General features: G+C 41.7%; 14 protein-coding genes and 2 tRNA genes. 10 read left to right on the forward strand and 6 right to left on the reverse strand.

Annotated features, from left to right (window positions below):
* Positions 1 to 51 precede the first annotated feature (51 nt).
* The 3 genes from C9J41_RS17640 to orn all read right to left on the reverse strand — a co-directional run bounded on the left by C9J41_RS17640 (position 52) and on the right by orn (position 902).
* Positions 52 to 127, reverse strand: a tRNA-Gly gene (locus C9J41_RS17640).
* A 22-nt stretch (positions 128 to 149) separates the two neighbouring features.
* Positions 150 to 226, reverse strand: a tRNA-Met gene (locus C9J41_RS17645).
* 130 nt (positions 227 to 356) lie between these two features.
* Positions 357 to 902 carry an oligoribonuclease gene (gene orn, locus C9J41_RS17650; protein ID WP_107207996.1) on the reverse strand — a complete coding sequence of 182 codons (546 nt, stop codon included), beginning with the start codon at positions 900 to 902 and terminating at the stop codon, positions 357 to 359.
* Between the two features lie 72 nt (positions 903 to 974).
* Between orn and rsgA the strand changes: the two genes are divergently transcribed.
* The 3 genes from rsgA (at position 975) to C9J41_RS17665 (ending at position 4116) form a co-directional block, all read left to right on the forward strand.
* Complete coding sequence (gene rsgA / locus C9J41_RS17655; RefSeq protein ID WP_107207995.1) at positions 975 to 2027, forward strand: small ribosomal subunit biogenesis GTPase RsgA; 1053 nt, start codon at positions 975 to 977, stop codon at positions 2025 to 2027.
* A gap of 198 nt (positions 2028 to 2225) precedes the next feature.
* Positions 2226 to 3098, forward strand: a complete 873-nt coding sequence (gene asd / locus C9J41_RS17660) for an archaetidylserine decarboxylase (RefSeq protein WP_107247325.1) — start codon at positions 2226 to 2228, stop codon at positions 3096 to 3098.
* A 301-nt stretch (positions 3099 to 3399) separates the two neighbouring features.
* On the forward strand, positions 3400 to 4116 hold the full coding sequence (locus C9J41_RS17665) for a carbonic anhydrase (protein ID WP_107247324.1): 717 nt from the start codon (positions 3400 to 3402) through the stop codon (positions 4114 to 4116).
* A 278-nt stretch (positions 4117 to 4394) separates the two neighbouring features.
* Here C9J41_RS17665 and epmA read toward each other — a convergent pair whose 3' ends face one another.
* Positions 4395 to 5363 (reverse strand): elongation factor P--(R)-beta-lysine ligase, encoded by a 969-nt coding sequence (gene epmA / locus C9J41_RS17670; protein ID WP_107247323.1) that lies wholly within the window; start codon positions 5361 to 5363, stop codon positions 4395 to 4397.
* Positions 5364 to 5892: 529 nt separating this feature from the next.
* On the opposite strand from epmA, the gene frdA reads away from it, so the two are divergent.
* Genes frdA through frdD form a run of 4 tightly spaced genes read left to right on the forward strand, consistent with a single transcriptional unit; the run spans position 5893 to position 9215 of the window.
* Positions 5893 to 7716, forward strand: coding sequence for a fumarate reductase (quinol) flavoprotein subunit (gene frdA / locus C9J41_RS17675; RefSeq protein WP_107207991.1), 1824 nt, complete (start codon positions 5893 to 5895; stop codon positions 7714 to 7716).
* Positions 7716 to 8456, forward strand: coding sequence for a succinate dehydrogenase/fumarate reductase iron-sulfur subunit (locus C9J41_RS17680; protein ID WP_107207990.1), 741 nt, complete (start codon positions 7716 to 7718; stop codon positions 8454 to 8456). Before frdA ends, C9J41_RS17680 begins: the two co-directional genes overlap by 1 nt.
* A 2-nt stretch (positions 8457 to 8458) precedes the next feature.
* Positions 8459 to 8842 carry a fumarate reductase subunit FrdC gene (frdC, locus tag C9J41_RS17685; protein ID WP_107287993.1) on the forward strand — a complete coding sequence of 128 codons (384 nt, stop codon included), beginning with the start codon at positions 8459 to 8461 and terminating at the stop codon, positions 8840 to 8842.
* 10 nt (positions 8843 to 8852) lie between these two features.
* On the forward strand, positions 8853 to 9215 hold the full coding sequence (gene frdD / locus C9J41_RS17690) for a fumarate reductase subunit FrdD (RefSeq protein WP_107207988.1): 363 nt from the start codon (positions 8853 to 8855) through the stop codon (positions 9213 to 9215).
* Positions 9216 to 9391: 176 nt separating this feature from the next.
* Here the strand turns inward: frdD and efp are convergent, their stop codons facing one another.
* Positions 9392 to 9958, reverse strand: a complete 567-nt coding sequence (gene efp / locus C9J41_RS17695; RefSeq protein WP_008986072.1) for an elongation factor P — start codon at positions 9956 to 9958, stop codon at positions 9392 to 9394.
* Between the two features lie 33 nt (positions 9959 to 9991).
* On the opposite strand from efp, the gene epmB reads away from it, so the two are divergent.
* The 3 genes from epmB to C9J41_RS17710 all read left to right on the forward strand — a co-directional run bounded on the left by epmB (position 9992) and on the right by C9J41_RS17710 (position 13248).
* Positions 9992 to 11014: an EF-P beta-lysylation protein EpmB gene (gene epmB, locus C9J41_RS17700; protein WP_107207987.1), complete on the forward strand. Its 1023-nt coding sequence runs from the start codon at positions 9992 to 9994 to the stop codon at positions 11012 to 11014.
* Between the two features lie 438 nt (positions 11015 to 11452).
* Positions 11453 to 12355 (forward strand): 30S ribosomal protein S6--L-glutamate ligase, encoded by a 903-nt coding sequence (gene rimK, locus C9J41_RS17705; protein ID WP_045137470.1) that lies wholly within the window; start codon positions 11453 to 11455, stop codon positions 12353 to 12355.
* A gap of 434 nt (positions 12356 to 12789) precedes the next feature.
* A complete protein-coding gene (locus C9J41_RS17710; RefSeq protein WP_107260822.1) occupies positions 12790 to 13248 on the forward strand; it encodes a molecular chaperone GroEL in 459 nt (152 codons plus the stop codon).
* 886 nt (positions 13249 to 14134) lie between these two features.
* Here C9J41_RS17710 and groL read toward each other — a convergent pair.
* Complete coding sequence (groL, locus tag C9J41_RS17715; protein ID WP_105061388.1) at positions 14135 to 15778, reverse strand: chaperonin GroEL; 1644 nt, start codon at positions 15776 to 15778, stop codon at positions 14135 to 14137.
* Positions 15779 to 15788: the final 10 nt, after the last annotated feature.

Consider the following 15788-nt stretch of genomic DNA (forward strand, 5'->3'; position numbering starts at 1 on the left):
TTTTATCCATCGCCGTAGCCATGAATATCACTTCTCTACCAAGTAAAAAAGTGGAGCGACACACGAGGTTCGAACTCGTGACCTCAACCTTGGCAAGGTTGCGCTCTACCAGCTGAGCTAGTGTCGCATCACATCTCTTTAAAAGAGATTGGTTGCGGGGGCCGGATTTGAACCAACGACCTTCGGGTTATGAGCCCGACGAGCTACCAAGCTGCTCCACCCCGCGTCCGATTTTTATCGAAAGGAAACAAACACGTTATCTCCTTTCGAGGCTGCGCATTATACGACTAAAATTGACTGATGCAAGACTTCTGCAGAAAAAAACGAATAAAGTTTTTCAAGTGCCGATTTAACCATCAAATTGTAAATATATTCTCTCGATAGTAGCGTAATTCATCAATTGAGTCGCGAATATCATCAAGTGCTAAGTGACTACCTTTTTTATTAAGCCCATCTAATAATTCAGGTTTCCATCGGCGCGTTAATTCTTTTAGGGTACTGACATCTAAATAACGGTAATGGAAGTACTGCTCAAGCTCAGGCATATGCTTGTATAAGAAACGACGATCCTGACCAATACTGTTACCACAAATAGGTGAAGATCCTTTAGGAACCCACTGCTCTAAAAATGCAATTGTTTGTGCCACCGCTTGTTGCTCTGTCACGGTACTTTTACGAATACGCTCAACTAAACCACTATTTGTATGCGTATTTGTGCACCAATCATCCATTTTATCCAACTCAGCTTCAGGCTGATGGATCGCAAGTACAGGGCCTTCCGCTAAAATATTGAGTTGAGGATCAGTAACAATTGTCGCTATTTCAATGATTTTATGGGTTTCTGGATCTAATCCTGTCATTTCAAGATCGATCCAAATGAGATTCTTGTCGCTGATTGTCATTCGATATTGCCTATTTTGTGACTAAACCATGTATGATAATACCGAAAGCTAACCAAATTGAATGATATTCTTGTGGCAAAAAAGAAAAAGCTAACTAAAGGTCAGAGCCGACGCGTCCGCTCAAACCAAAATAAACGCCTAACTCGCGAGAAAAATGACGTCCAATGGGATGAGTCATTATTAGAAAATGCGCGAGAAGGACTGGTGATCACTCGTTTCGGCCAACATGCTGATGTCGAAGATCCCGAAACAGGCATAATTCATCGCTGTAACTTACGTCGCAGCATTCAAAGTCTCGTCTCTGGCGATCGTGTTGTTTGGCGTCCAGGAGTTGAAGCCTTACAAGGTATTGCTGGCGTGGTGGAAGCAGTGCATGAGCGCCAATCAATGCTGACTCGTCCTGATTATTATGATGGCGTAAAAGCAGTCGCAGCCAACGTTGACCGTATTGTTATCGTCTCAGCTATTTTACCAGAGCTATCGCTTAACATAATCGACCGCTATATTATTGCCGCAGAAACTATCGGCATTAAGCCGCTTATTGTCGTAAATAAAGTCGATTTATTGAGTGCAGACGAGCGTAAAAATGTTGAACAAAAACTCGCACAATACGAGAAGATTGGTTATCACGTTCGCCTTGTCAGTACCGATACAGGCGAAGGCTTAGATGGCTTAAAGCAAGACTTAAAAGATCATACCAGTATTTTTGCTGGCCAATCGGGTGTGGGCAAATCAAGTATGGTTAATGCCTTAATGCCTGAAGTTGAAGCTGATATCGGTGATGTTTCAAGTAACTCAGGGTTAGGCCAACATACCACGACAGCAGCACGTTTATATCACTTTGAAGAAGGTGGTGATCTGATTGATTCACCAGGAGTGCGTGAGTTTGGCTTATGGCACTTAGAATCAGAGCAAGTAACAGAAGCTTTCGTTGAATTTCGTGATTACCTTGGCGGGTGTAAATTCCGCGATTGTAAACATAAAAACGATCCGGGCTGTATTTTGCGTGAAGCCGTTGAAAAAGGTGAAATTAGCCAAGACCGTTTCAATAGCTACCATAAGATCATTGAAAGCATGTCGGAAAATGTTGCTAACCGCCAATTTTCTCGCAACAAGCCTGACTGATCCCCTCCCAAAGAGAGTACCTATACTCTCTTAGGGATGCTCTTCATTTTTGGACTCGACTCTCAAACTCTTAGCCACCCATGCAGATAACCTGACTTTCCTCTAAGAGTTAGGTATCATTGCCTGTTCGGGTTGTTCTTTGTCTCTGACATAAGCAGCTAGATTATTGATTAAGTGGTATTTTTCGGAAGATTAATTGTGCTAGATAAGATAAAAATCGGCCTGCAATATTGTACGCCAAAGCATGCGCTAACACGTTTAGTGGGCAAACTGGCTTCATTAGAAGGCGGCAAAGTCACCACAGCGATTATTCGTTGGTTCATCAAACAATACAATGTTGATATGGCAGAAGCACGTAATCCCGATCCTACGGCTTACCCAACGTTTAACGCTTTCTTTGTTCGTGAACTAAAAGATGGTGCGCGTCCAATTAATGAAGATACACGTATCATTAGCCACCCAGCAGATGCTTGCGTTAGCCAACTCGGTCCAATCAAAGAGGGCCGTTTATTCCAAGCTAAAGGTCACTACTTTGATGCTTGTGAACTATTAGGTGGTGATAAAAATCTTGCCGATGAATTTATGGGCGGTGATTTCGCGACACTATACTTATCACCGAGTGATTACCACCGTGTTCACATGCCATGCGATGGTATATTGCGCCAAATGATTTATGTACCCGGCGATCTGTTTTCAGTTAACCCGCTAACTGCAGAAAATGTCCCTAATCTATTTGCACGTAACGAGCGTGTTGTGTGTATTTTTGATACCGAGTTTGGTCCATTAGCACAAATACTGGTTGGTGCTACGATTGTGGGCAGTATTGAAACCACGTGGGCAGGAACAGTAACACCGCCAACAGGCCCAGAAGTACGTCGTTGGGATTACCCCGCAACAGGTACTGCAGCAATTAGCCTGAAAAAAGGTGAAGAAATGGGCCGCTTTAAGCTCGGCTCTACGGTGATCAACTTATTCCCTAAAGATGCGGTACGTTTTGTAGAGCAAATGAAACCACTCCAAACAACACGTATGGGTCAGCCTTACGCAGAGCAAATCTCCCAAAATCTGTAATAATAAATAAAAGAAAAAAGGGCTATATTAGCCCTTTTTTCTTATCCACAATACGGTAAACACTAAGCTCGAGTTGACGACGCCATGTAATCATCGATCAATCATTGCACTAAAGAATATGACATTTCCTCCACTCTCAATACCGTAAACTCTTAACAAAGATAATCTTATTTTCCTTTCTCTCGTATTCGACTTACCATCATACCTATCTAGAATAAATGCCGTTATGTCAGTCCTTAACCTGACAACACCAACGCGCCGCTTTTTCACTATATAAATGCGATATAACAAAGGTTTTCACATGATAAAAAAAGCATCTTTAGTTCTTCTTTCTCTCCTTGCAGGAGTGTCTCTAACTGCACAAGCCGCTGACTGGGGCTATGGCAAAAGCAACGAACACTGGGCTGAAAGCTATCCAATGTGCGGATTAGGTAAAAATCAAAGCCCAATTAACATCACTTCTGCACTGCAAACAAACCTTGCCCCACTGCGAATTGAGTATGACGGAAAAATCACAGATATCACCAATAATGGGCATACAGTGGAAGCACTCGTGAGTGGTGATAATAAGCTGATTGTGGATGGCGATACGTATACCTTGAAGCAAATTCATTTCCATACGCCATCTGAAAACTTAATCAACGGTAAGCAATACCCGTTAGAAGCGCACTTTGTGAATGTAGATGATAAAGGCAACATTGCCGTTATCGCAGTGATGTTTGAAAACGGCTTACGTGAGAACAATGCTCTTAGCTCTTTACTAAAAGATATCCCAACTAAAGGTAATACCATCGATTTCACCGATGATCTGAGCCCGAATAATCTTCTTCCTCGCGAGCGAGAGTACTATCAATTCAATGGCTCACTAACGACACCACCATGTACTGAAGGTGTTCGCTGGTTTGTTTTAGAAACACCACAATACAGCTCAAAAGATCAAACCGAGAAACTGCATCAAATCATGGGCAATAACAACCGACCAGTACAACCCATTAACGCGCGAATTATCGTTGAATAACCACGTAATGAGAACCACTTGCATTTAAGGTGTGAATTCTCTATATTAAATCATCAAAGATAAGACGCCTTGAAATCCTACTTGCGGACTATCTAAATGAATTAAAGCTGTTTTAGGTAAATTTGTGGTCGCCCTGATACCGCCCTCTGTTGATGTTTATCTGCACCTTGGAGGTATCGGTTAAATTTATCTTACGTAATAAAAAAGCACGGTAATAATGATAATTACCGTGCTTTTTTACGTTGATAACAAACGTAACGTCTCAACAATGTTGTCGGTTATGCTCGTTCAATAGGAAAGGCTGTCACTTTTTCAATGTGATCAAGTCCTAATGCCAACATGATCAACCGGTCGATACCTAAGGCGACACCCGCACAGTCAGGGAAACCAGCACGTAGCGCGTTAACCAAATTCATATCAATCGGTTGAGGCTTTAATCCCATCTCTAAACGCTTTTGATTATCTTGCTCAAAACGTTGTAATTGCTCATCACCATTCGCTAACTCATGAAAGCCATTCGCCAGTTCAATGCCTTTAAAATACACCTCAAAGCGCTCTGCCACACGAGGATCAGTTGGGTTAATTTGCGCCAATGCCGCTTGCGAGGCAGGAAAGTCATAAACAAAAGCGGGTACATGCTGACCAATTTTACCTTCAACGCCAATGCTAAATAGCAACTGTAATAAGGTATCGCGATCGTCTTCAGGTTCAGCGATATCAGACAGCCCAAGATTTGCAGCCGCCGCTTTAAGTTCCGTCATTGTGCCAGTTAAAGGACACACGCCAAGCTGGTTAATAAACGCCTGTTGGTAGGTCATCTTCTCAGCGGCACCACAACCTAAAACTAACTGCAGTAAGTCATTCATTTCATCCATGAGCAAATGATGATCAAAGTTAGGACGGTACCACTCTAACATGGTGAATTCGGGGTTATGGTAACGACCCGATTCTTCATTACGAAAAGATTTGCAAATCTGATAAATCGCCCCACTTCCCGAGGAAAGTAATCGTTTCATATGAAATTCAGGGCTAGTCATTAAAAATAACATTTGCCCATCAGCATACCCAGGCCCTACAAATTCGGTTTGAAAAGTATGTAGGTGTACATCCGTCACCGTTGCTTGGCTCATGGCTGGAGTATCGACCTCCATCACCTCACGAGCGGCGAAAAACTGACGAATAACCGCTAACAGATGAGCGCGTTTTTTGAGTTGCTCAATAGACGCAGTAGGTTGCCAAGTAGACATAAACTTTCTTCTTTAATGAAATTGATTAATGCTCACATTTTATCAGAGCTCAGCAATAAACGTCGCAGATTCCCACAAGAGATCACAACAAAGTCTCTATGACTGATAAAGATATGAATAAATTATGAAAAAATAGCTTCTCTTTTTTTCTCTGATGAAAACTTAATATTTAATCACCAGCTTACAACACCCACATCCCCGCAACTAAAGCATCACTTTATTTATCTTTCTTATCATCAAGTTAAAAGGCACCTCCAATAAAAACAAAATAACCGCCACACATCAGTTAACATTTGATAAACATAAAAACCAATAAATACAAAGAGATAACAATTTAAAAACATGATCGATTGTGACAAATATCACAGGTTTTGTAATCTTCTTACATTTTTTGACTATTTCGGTAAAAACCTGCGTCTAAATCAATTTATCTAATCACAGGGTTTCATAGAATGCGCTCAGGATTTCAAGGATAGATGCGCCACGCGCATCTTTTCAATTTTTACCGTCTTACCTTCGGAGGATAGCTGTGAAGACTATTACCACAGATATCGCTGTAATCGGCGCAGGTGGTGCAGGCCTACGTTCTGCCATCGCTGCTGCAGAAGCTAACCCAGAACTAGAAATTGCACTGATCTCAAAAGTGTATCCAATGCGTTCGCACACTGTTGCGGCTGAAGGTGGCTCTGCTGCCGTGATCAAGGACGAAGATAGCTTAGATAATCACTTCAACGATACCGTTGGCGGTGGTGACTGGCTATGTGAACAGGACGTTGTGGAATATTTCGTTGAGAACGCCACTCGCGAAATGATCCAGATGGAACAGTGGGGGTGCCCATGGAGCCGGAAAGAAAACGGTGAAGTAAACGTTCGTCGTTTTGGTGGTATGAAAGTAGAACGTACATGGTTTGCTGCAGATAAGACTGGCTTCCACATGCTGCACACCTTATTCCAAACCTCGATTAAGTATTCTCAAATCAAACGTTTTGATGAATATTTTGTGGTTGATCTTTTAGTTGAAGATGGTGAAGTACAAGGTCTAATTGCAATCCACATGTCTGAAGGCGAATTGATTTGTATTAAAGCAAAGTCAGTGATCCTTGCAACGGGTGGCGCAGGTCGTGTTTACCACTGTAATACTAACGGTGGCATTGTAACTGGCGATGGTATGGCAATGGCGTACCGTCACGGTATTCCACTACGTGATATGGAATTCGTACAATATCACCCAACAGGTCTTCCTGGCACAGGGATCCTGATGACAGAGGGCTGTCGTGGTGAAGGCGGTATCATTGTAAATAAAAACGGTTACCGTTACTTGCAAGACTACGGCATGGGCCCTGAAACACCTGTCGGCCAACCAAAGAACAAATACATGGAATTAGGCCCTCGTGACAAAGTGTCACAGGCTTTCTGGCATGAACAACAAAAGGGTAACACCATCAAGCACCCACTTGGTGATGTGGTACACCTAGATCTACGCCATCTTGGTGAAGAATACTTGCATGAACGTCTACCGTTCATCTGTGAATTAGCAAAAGCCTATGTCAACGTCGATCCTGCAAAAGAGCCGATCCCAATTCGCCCTACTGTTCACTACACCATGGGTGGTATTGAAACAAATGGCGAATGTGAAACTCGCATTAAAGGTTTATTTGCTGTGGGTGAGTGTGCATCTGTCGGTCTTCACGGCGCCAACCGTTTAGGTTCTAACTCATTAGCAGAGTTCGTGGTATTTGGTCGTGTTGCTGGTGAGCACGCGGTTAAACGTGCCGAGGAATTCAAAGGTTGGAATGACGCATCGATCAATGCACAAATTGATGCAGTTCAAGCACGTATTGATGCCCTAATGGCACAAGAAGGTGATGAGAACTGGGCAGAGATCCGCACTGAAATGGGTCACACCATGGAAGCGGGTTGTGGTATCTATCGCCAAGAAGATTTAATGCAGGCAACGATTGATAAGCTAGCGGAGCTAAAAGAGCGTTACAAGCGCATCTCCATTCAAGATAAAGGCAAAGTCTTTAATACCGATCTGCTATACGCAATTGAAATTGGTTACGGCCTAGAAGTGGCTGAAGCGATGGCACACTCAGCAATAAATCGTAGAGAGTCTCGTGGTGCACACCAACGCTTAGATGACGGTTGTACTGAACGTGATGATGTGAACTACCTAAAACACACGTTAGCGTTTTACAACAATGGCGCAGCACCAATTATCGATTACAGCCATGTAACGATCACCAAATCTCAACCTAAAGCACGTCTATATGGTGCTGCCGCTGACGAAGCTGCAGCAAAAGACTCTGCTGAAAAACTAGCAGCCACAGAGCAACAAGAGGAAAAGGCATAATGTCAGCGACTCGCATTCAATCAGTTGAAATTCTGCGTTATGACCCAGCAAAAGACGCAGAACCGTACCTAGAACAATTCGAAGTACCGTTCAATGAAACCATGTCTGTTCTTGATGCGCTTGGTTACATTAAAGACCACCTAGATAAGGATTTATCCTACCGTTGGTCTTGTCGTATGGCTATCTGTGGCTCGTGCGGCATGATGGTAAATGGCGTGCCAAAGCTTGCTTGTAAGAGCTTTTTACGTGACTACCCTAACGGTGTAAAAATTGAGCCATTAGCAAATTTTGCGATTGAAAAAGATTTAATTGTTGATATGACGCCATTTATTGAGCGTCTTGAAGCGATTAAGCCATACATTATTGGTAACGATCGCACACCTGAAGATGGTACAAACCTACAAACACCAGAGCAAATGGCGAAATACAAGCAATTTGCAGGCTGTATTAACTGTGGTCTGTGCTACGCCGCGTGTCCTCAGTTTGGTTTAAACCCTGAATTTATTGGCCCTGCAGCATTGACTCTGGCTCATCGCTACAACCTTGATAGCCGTGACAATGGTAAAGATGAACGTATGGCGCTTATCAATGGTGAAAACGGTGCTTGGGGTTGTACATTCGTAGGTTACTGTTCTGAAGTCTGTCCTAAGAGTGTTGATCCAGCTGCGGCTGTTAACCAAGGCAAAGTGGAATCTTCTAAAGATTTCGTTATTGCAATGATCAAACCAATGGAGGCATAAGGATGAGCAACCGTAAACCTTACGTTCGTGAAATGAAGCGTACTTGGTGGAAAGACAGCGCTTTCTATCGCTTCTACATGATCCGCGAAGCAACAGTACTACCTTTGATCTTTTTTACTATCTGCTTAACATTCGGTTTAGGTAGCCTAGTTAAAGGTCCTGAAGCATGGCAAAGCTGGCTAAACTTCATGGCAAATCCAGTGGTCATTCTACTCAATATTCTTGCCCTAGCAGGTAGCTTGTTTCATGCATTCACCTACTTCAATATGATGCCGCAAGTTGTGCCTATTCGTATTAAAGGCAAATTGCTTGATAAGAAAATTATCATTCTTGCTCAGTGGGCTGTTGTTGCTGTTATTACCTTGTTTGTTCTTGCGATAGTTTAAGGAGTCCGTCGTGGTTAATTTACATCCTAAACGTTCTGACGAGCCAGTATGGTGGAGTCTGTTCGGTGCTGGCGGTACTTGGTTTGCAATGATCACACCGGTTACGATTTTAGTACTCGGTATTCTTGTTCCTCTTGGCATTATTAGCCCAGAAGCAATGACTTACGATCGCGCAGCAGATTTCGCAACCAGCTTTATTGGTGCGCTATTTGTTATCGCAACTCTGTCGCTACCAATGTGGCATGCGATGCACCGTTTGCACCACGGTATGCATGATTTAAAAATCCATGCAGGTGTGGTCGGTAAGATCGCTTGTTACGCATTTGCGTTTTTGATCACCGCCCTATCCATCATTTTTGTATTCATGATTTAAACTGTATACAAAAACACAAAAAGCACCGCAAGCGGTGCTTTTTTATTATCTAAATTTTATGATAGCAACCGTTTCTAATTTACCTTTTTCCATCAATATCAAAAAATAGAAACAAAAAAGGCCGCTTACGCGACCTTTTCATCGTTAATAATATAACGACCTTATAAACCGATTAATTACTTAACACGGCTTACGTATTCACCAGAACGAGTATCAACTTTGATCACTTCGCCGATAGCGATAAATAGAGGTACACGAACAACAGCACCCGTACTTAGTGTTGCAGGCTTACCGCCAGTACCTTGTGTATCACCTTTAAGACCAGGATCTGTCTCAGTCACTTCTAGCTCAACGAAGTTTGGTGGAGTAACAGCAATTGGGTTACCGTTCCAAAGTGTTAGCGTACAAGTGTTGTTTTCAACTAGCCACTTAGCATTCTCACCAACCGCTTTAACGTCAGCAGCAATTTGCTCAAACGTTTCGTTGTTCATGAAGTGGTAGAATTCACCATCGTTGTATAGGTAATCAAGATCAGTATCGATTACGTCCGCAGCTTCAACTGATTCACCTGATTTAAAAGTCTTCTCTAAAACTTTACCAGAAATAAGTTTACGGATTCGTACGCGGTTGAACGCTTGACCTTTACCAGGCTTAACAAATTCGTTTTCGATAATGACACATGGTTCATTATCTAGCATAATTTTCATTCCGCCGCGGAATTCATTGGTGCTGAAAGACGCCATTCTAATCCTCTTAACATCTTCGAGTTGTATTTAATGTCGCATATCATACCCCTAAACGTGCCATCTGTTGAGCAAAACTGGCTTAATGATCTATCGAATGCGATATCTGATCCCTTTCAGTTACTCAAATTGCTCAAAATTGATCCCACACCATGGGAAAATGGCCTCGCCGCAAGGAAGCTGTTTGCGCTACGTGTTCCATTGAGCTTTGTTGATAAAATGGAAATCGGCAACCCACATGATCCACTTTTACGTCAAATTTTACCCTTAGAGCAAGAATTCGAAGTTCACCAAGGTTACTCTGTCGATCCCCTAGAAGAGCAGCAGAACGATATTCCAGGGTTACTGCATAAATACCACAATCGTGTATTGCTGATAGTCAAAGGTGGCTGTGCGGTCAACTGCCGTTATTGTTTCCGTCGTCATTTTCCATATAGCGACAATAAAGGTAACAAGCATCAATGGCAGCAGAGCCTGGCGTACATCGCCGCCCATCCTGAAATCAATGAAGTGATTTTATCCGGTGGCGACCCGTTAATGGCTAAAGATCATGAGCTCCAATGGCTTGTTGAGCATATTTCAGCAATACCTCATATCAAGCGCCTACGTATCCACAGCAGGCTACCAGTGGTGATCCCTAACCGTATTACCGATAGCTTGTGTCAAATACTGGCAGAGACGCGTTTACAAACGATTTTGGTGACTCATATTAATCATGCCAACGAAATCGATGATGCGCTAAAAACAGCAATGCAGAAGCTAAAACAAGCCAATGTCACCTTACTTAACCAAGGCGTACTGCTAAAAGGCATTAATGACTCGGTAAAGACATTAACAGACCTTAGCGAAGCATTATTTGATGCAGGCATTCAGCCTTATTACCTCCACGTTTTAGACCGCGTGCAAGGCGCTGCGCATTATATGGTAGATGATGAAACGGCTCGTCAATTAATGGCCGGATTAATCACCCAAGTCTCAGGGTATCTCGTCCCTAAACTCACCAGAGAAGTCGGTGGACGAGCAAGTAAAACACCGCTGGACTTACTGCTTGAATAGGCCATAAACCCAACAGCAACACGAAAAAGACGATTAAATCGTCTTTTTTTTACACCAAAAACAAAATAAACACCTTTTCGAATTAATTACACCAAAAAGGTGATCGCACCATGATAGTCACTTAAAGTAACATGGTAAACCAATCATAACATATTGATTATTAAAAACTAAAATAACACGTACAGCTTTTCCAGTAAAATAATGACTAAGCATAAGTAACATGATGTTCTTTTTACTTACATTAAAAAGAACATCATGTTACTTTTACTTATTCGATAAATAAATTTATCCAACACAATCAAAAAAAATCATCTTTACGGCTATCGATTTTTTATTGTTTTAAGCGCATAGTCGCGACTCATACAGCGGCATATATTTAACAAGTTCGCCAAACTTAACGCTGCTGACTATCACCTCTTATTTGTCGCGAGTAACGCAATGAAAATTGGCATTTTGTCGCAAAACGCTAACCTATACTCCACCCGTCGCCTTGTTGAAGCTTGTGAGCAACGAGGACATGAAGCTGTGATTATTAATGCACTGCGTTGTTATATGAACATCAACTCTGTGCAGCCTTCAATTCACTTTGAGGGCAATGATTTAACAGGTTTTGATGCCATTATTCCGCGTATTGGCTCAGACATTACCTTTTATGGCTGCTCTGTATTACGTCAGTTTGAAATGATGGGTGTCTTCCCTGTCAATCAATCCATTGCTATTTCCCGTTCACGCGACAAACTACGTTCATTACAGTTATTAAGCCGCAAAGGTGTTGGTATGCCTGTTACCGGCTTTGCGAGTAAACCAGATGACGTACCTGATTTAATCAAAATGGTCGGTGGTGCACCTTTGGTTATTAAGTTATTAGAAGGTACTCAAGGGATTGGCGTAGTATTAGCTGAAACTCAAAAAGCAGCAGAGAGTGTGATTGAGGCTTTTATGGGCTTAAAAGCCAATATTATGGTTCAGGAATATATTAAAGAAGCCGGTGGCGCCGACATCCGTTGTTTTGTTATTGGCGATAAAGTCATTGCTTCAATGAAGCGCCAAGCAGCTGAAGGTGAGTTCCGCTCAAACCTACACCGTGGTGGGAGTGCATCACTGATCCGTATTACACCAGAAGAGCGTAAAACGGCGATTGCAGCAGCGAAAGCAATGGGATTAAGCGTGGCAGGTGTAGATTTACTGCGTTCTAACCGTGGTCCATTAATCATGGAAGTCAACTCATCACCAGGCCTTGAAGGCATTGAAGCGGCAACAGGTAAAGATATTGCTGGTATGATCATCGAATATATTGAAAAAAATGCCAACAAGAGCAAAAGGTTTCAATTAAATCAATAAGTTGAACTCGCCGTTGTTATATTTCATAACAACGGCAATTATGAACTAAAATAAAGATCAGCTTTTCACTTAAAATACAGCAAAAAGCAGAACAAAAACACCCACAAGTAAAAACCTCAGAATGCCAGCCTAACTTATTGATTATAAACAAATTAATTCTGTACAGCTTTTTAAGCTTTTTCCTCAGCAAACTAAAACTTTAATACCGCCAGGTTCTTTATGCCTTATTTATTATTAATATAGTTAGTAAGTAACAGCTTACCTCTTCACTGAAAAAAGCAAAGTTTGGAACAATATATCATCACATTCCTATAAATGTGATCGTTAAAACATCCACTAATCACTGATGAGATTAACACTATCAGACCGTTCAAAATTACGTTAACGTAGTACGTTATATAATGATGATGATATTAAAAATCAAAGGATTAACGATGACAGACTTTACCTATAACGTTGCTATGATTGAAGATGAAAAGCCTTTTGACATGGGACAGGTAAATACTAAAGATGTACCGGAAGAAGCCCTAGAGACTTATACAGAGATGCTTTCTCAGTTATTACAACAAGAAGATCCAAGTAAGCATTACGCAGGCTTTGGCTTTGAAGGGGCTGAAAAGTTAGCGTTTAGCGCTTTACCTATCACTGAACACGATCAAATTGGTGCAGGTATGGTTTACAACCCAGACGATAATGGTGAGAACTTAGTACTGGTTGGTCGTGTATTCTTCAGCATAAAGGATCGTACCGTATCTTTTAACATGGAAACTAACGCCGATGATGTATTAGTTCAAGGTGATATCGATTTACGTGGTTTCATCCAGTCGTTCATTATTTGCTTTATGGCTGCGTGGGTCTCATTAAATCAGGATAACCTGCCTAGCGAGAGCTAATAGACTCCCTTTTTGATATTCACTACGCCTCTGTCAATACAGGGGCGTTTTTATAACTAAACACCATCGTTTCCAGCCCTATCAGACATCAAAATCTCCTCTCCGAACTAACCTGTACAGCTAAATGTAAAAGTTACAGCTTTTTTATGCTCAAATACAGTCGCATTTATAGCGCCTTTTAATTTCCACATAACTCATTGAAATAAAACAACAAAAACAACGTACAGCTTTTGGGGCTTTTTTCTAGATGAGCAATAGTTCATAGAGGTTAATATACTAGAAAAATCATATTTATCGACCACGTCAAAGTCGATAGTTTGATTAAGTATTATTAAACCAATACTTATTGAACGCATTTTTAATCTTATTTCACAAAAAACATGCTCTAATATATTAATGGCAATTAAGTAGCTTAATTAAGTTTATAAACAATAAAAACACAAAACCACAATTTGCTTAAAAAGCTAGAAATATAAACTTTTATATGTTTATGAATTAAGAGGTAGTTATTGGTGTTTTTTAGATATAATACTGTACATAACTTTTTCTGATTACATGTTTGATTATAATAATCACGTCTTATTTTTATCTGAGTCTATTAGAGAGAACAGCAGGACAAAATGAACACCTTTACATAACAAGAACAGCAAATAGGTGTACACTTTCAACGGTATAAGCTAACACATCGTAACACTTACATAACTCATTGTTTTAAAATAACTTTATTTTTGTGCAGCTTTTTTAGGAATATTCCCGACAAACTATGTACAACAATAAAAACAATGTTACGTATATTGGTTCTATATTTATCAGGCAATAAAAAAGCCGAGCATCATGCTCGGCTTTTCAAATAACTAAGAGAAAAATCTCTACTGTTATTAATGGGTTACATCATACCGCCCATGCCACCCATACCACCCATGCCGCCCATATCAGGCATTGCAGGAGTATCAGTCGCTTTGTCAGTAATCATTGCTTCTGTCGTGATCATAAGACCAGCAACAGATGCTGCGAACTGAAGTGCTGAACGAGTTACTTTTGTTGGGTCTAGGATACCCATTTCAATCATATCACCGTACTCGCCAGTTGCTGCGTTATAACCGTAGTTCGCTTCACCTGCACGTACATTATTAGCAACAACAGATTCTTCATCACCTGCGTTCTTCGTGATTTGACGGATAGGTGCTTCCATTGCACGAAGTGCTACACGGATACCCACGTTTTGCTCTTCGTTGTCGCCAGTAAGGCCTGCAACTTTAGATGCTGCGCGGATAAGTGCAACACCACCACCTGCAACAACGCCTTCTTCAACCGCTGCGCGAGTTGCGTGTAGTGCATCTTCTACGCGGTCTTTCTTCTCTTTCATTTCAACTTCAGTTGCTGCGCCAACTTTGATAACCGCTACGCCGCCAGCAAGTTTAGCGACACGCTCTTGAAGTTTTTCTTTGTCGTAGTCAGATGTTGCATCTTCAATTTGTTGACGAATTTGTGCAACACGACCTTGAATCATCGCTTCTTCACCAGAACCGTCGATGATTGTTGTGTTTTCTTTCGTGATAGTTACACGCTTAGCTTGACCAAGATCTTCTAGCTGAACTTTTTCTAGCTCAAGACCGATCTCTTCAGAAATCACGGTACCTGCTGTTAGTACTGCGATATCTTGAAGCATTGCTTTACGACGGTCACCGAAACCAGGTGCTTTAACAGCGGCCACTTTCACGATGCCACGCATGTTGTTCACAACTAATGTTGCTAGCGCTTCACCTTCAACGTCTTCTGCGATGATAAGTAGAGGACGAGATGCTTTAGCAACGCCTTCTAATGCAGGAAGAAGTTCACGGATATTTGATACTTTCTTATCAACCAATAGGATGAATGGGCTTTCTAAATCAACAGAACCCGCTTCTTGGTTGTTGATGAAGTATGGAGATAGGTAGCCACGGTCAAACTGCATACCTTCAACAACGTCTAGTTCGTCTTGAAGTGCTTGGCCTTCTTCAACGGTGATAACGCCATCACGGCCTACTTTTTCCATCGCTTCAGCAATTAGGTTACCCACAGTTGCATCAGAGTTCGCAGAGATTGTACCTACTTGTGCGATAGCTTTTGTATCAGCACATGGAACAGATAGCGCTTTTAGCTCTTCAACCGCAGCAATAACCGCTTTGTCGATACCGCGCTTAAGATCCATAGGGTTCATACCCGCAGCGACTGCTTTTAGACCTTCAGCGATGATCGCTTGTGCAAGTACTGTTGCTGTTGTTGTGCCGTCACCCGCCGCATCGTTAGCTTGTGATGCAACTTCTTTCACCATTTGTGCGCCCATGTTCTGGAATTTATCTTCCAGTTCAATTTCACGCGCAACAGAAACACCATCTTTAGTAATCGTTGGTGCACCAAATGATTTGTCTAGTACAACGTTACGGCCTTTAGGACCTAATGTTACTTTTACTGCGTCAGCTAGAATGTTGACACCTTCTAGCATTTTAATTCGTGCGTCGTTACCAAATTTAACGTCTTTAGCAGCCATCTTGCGTTTC

The organism is Photobacterium sp. GB-50, assembly GCF_003026755.1.
Classification (GTDB): Bacteria; Pseudomonadota; Gammaproteobacteria; order Enterobacterales; family Vibrionaceae; genus Photobacterium.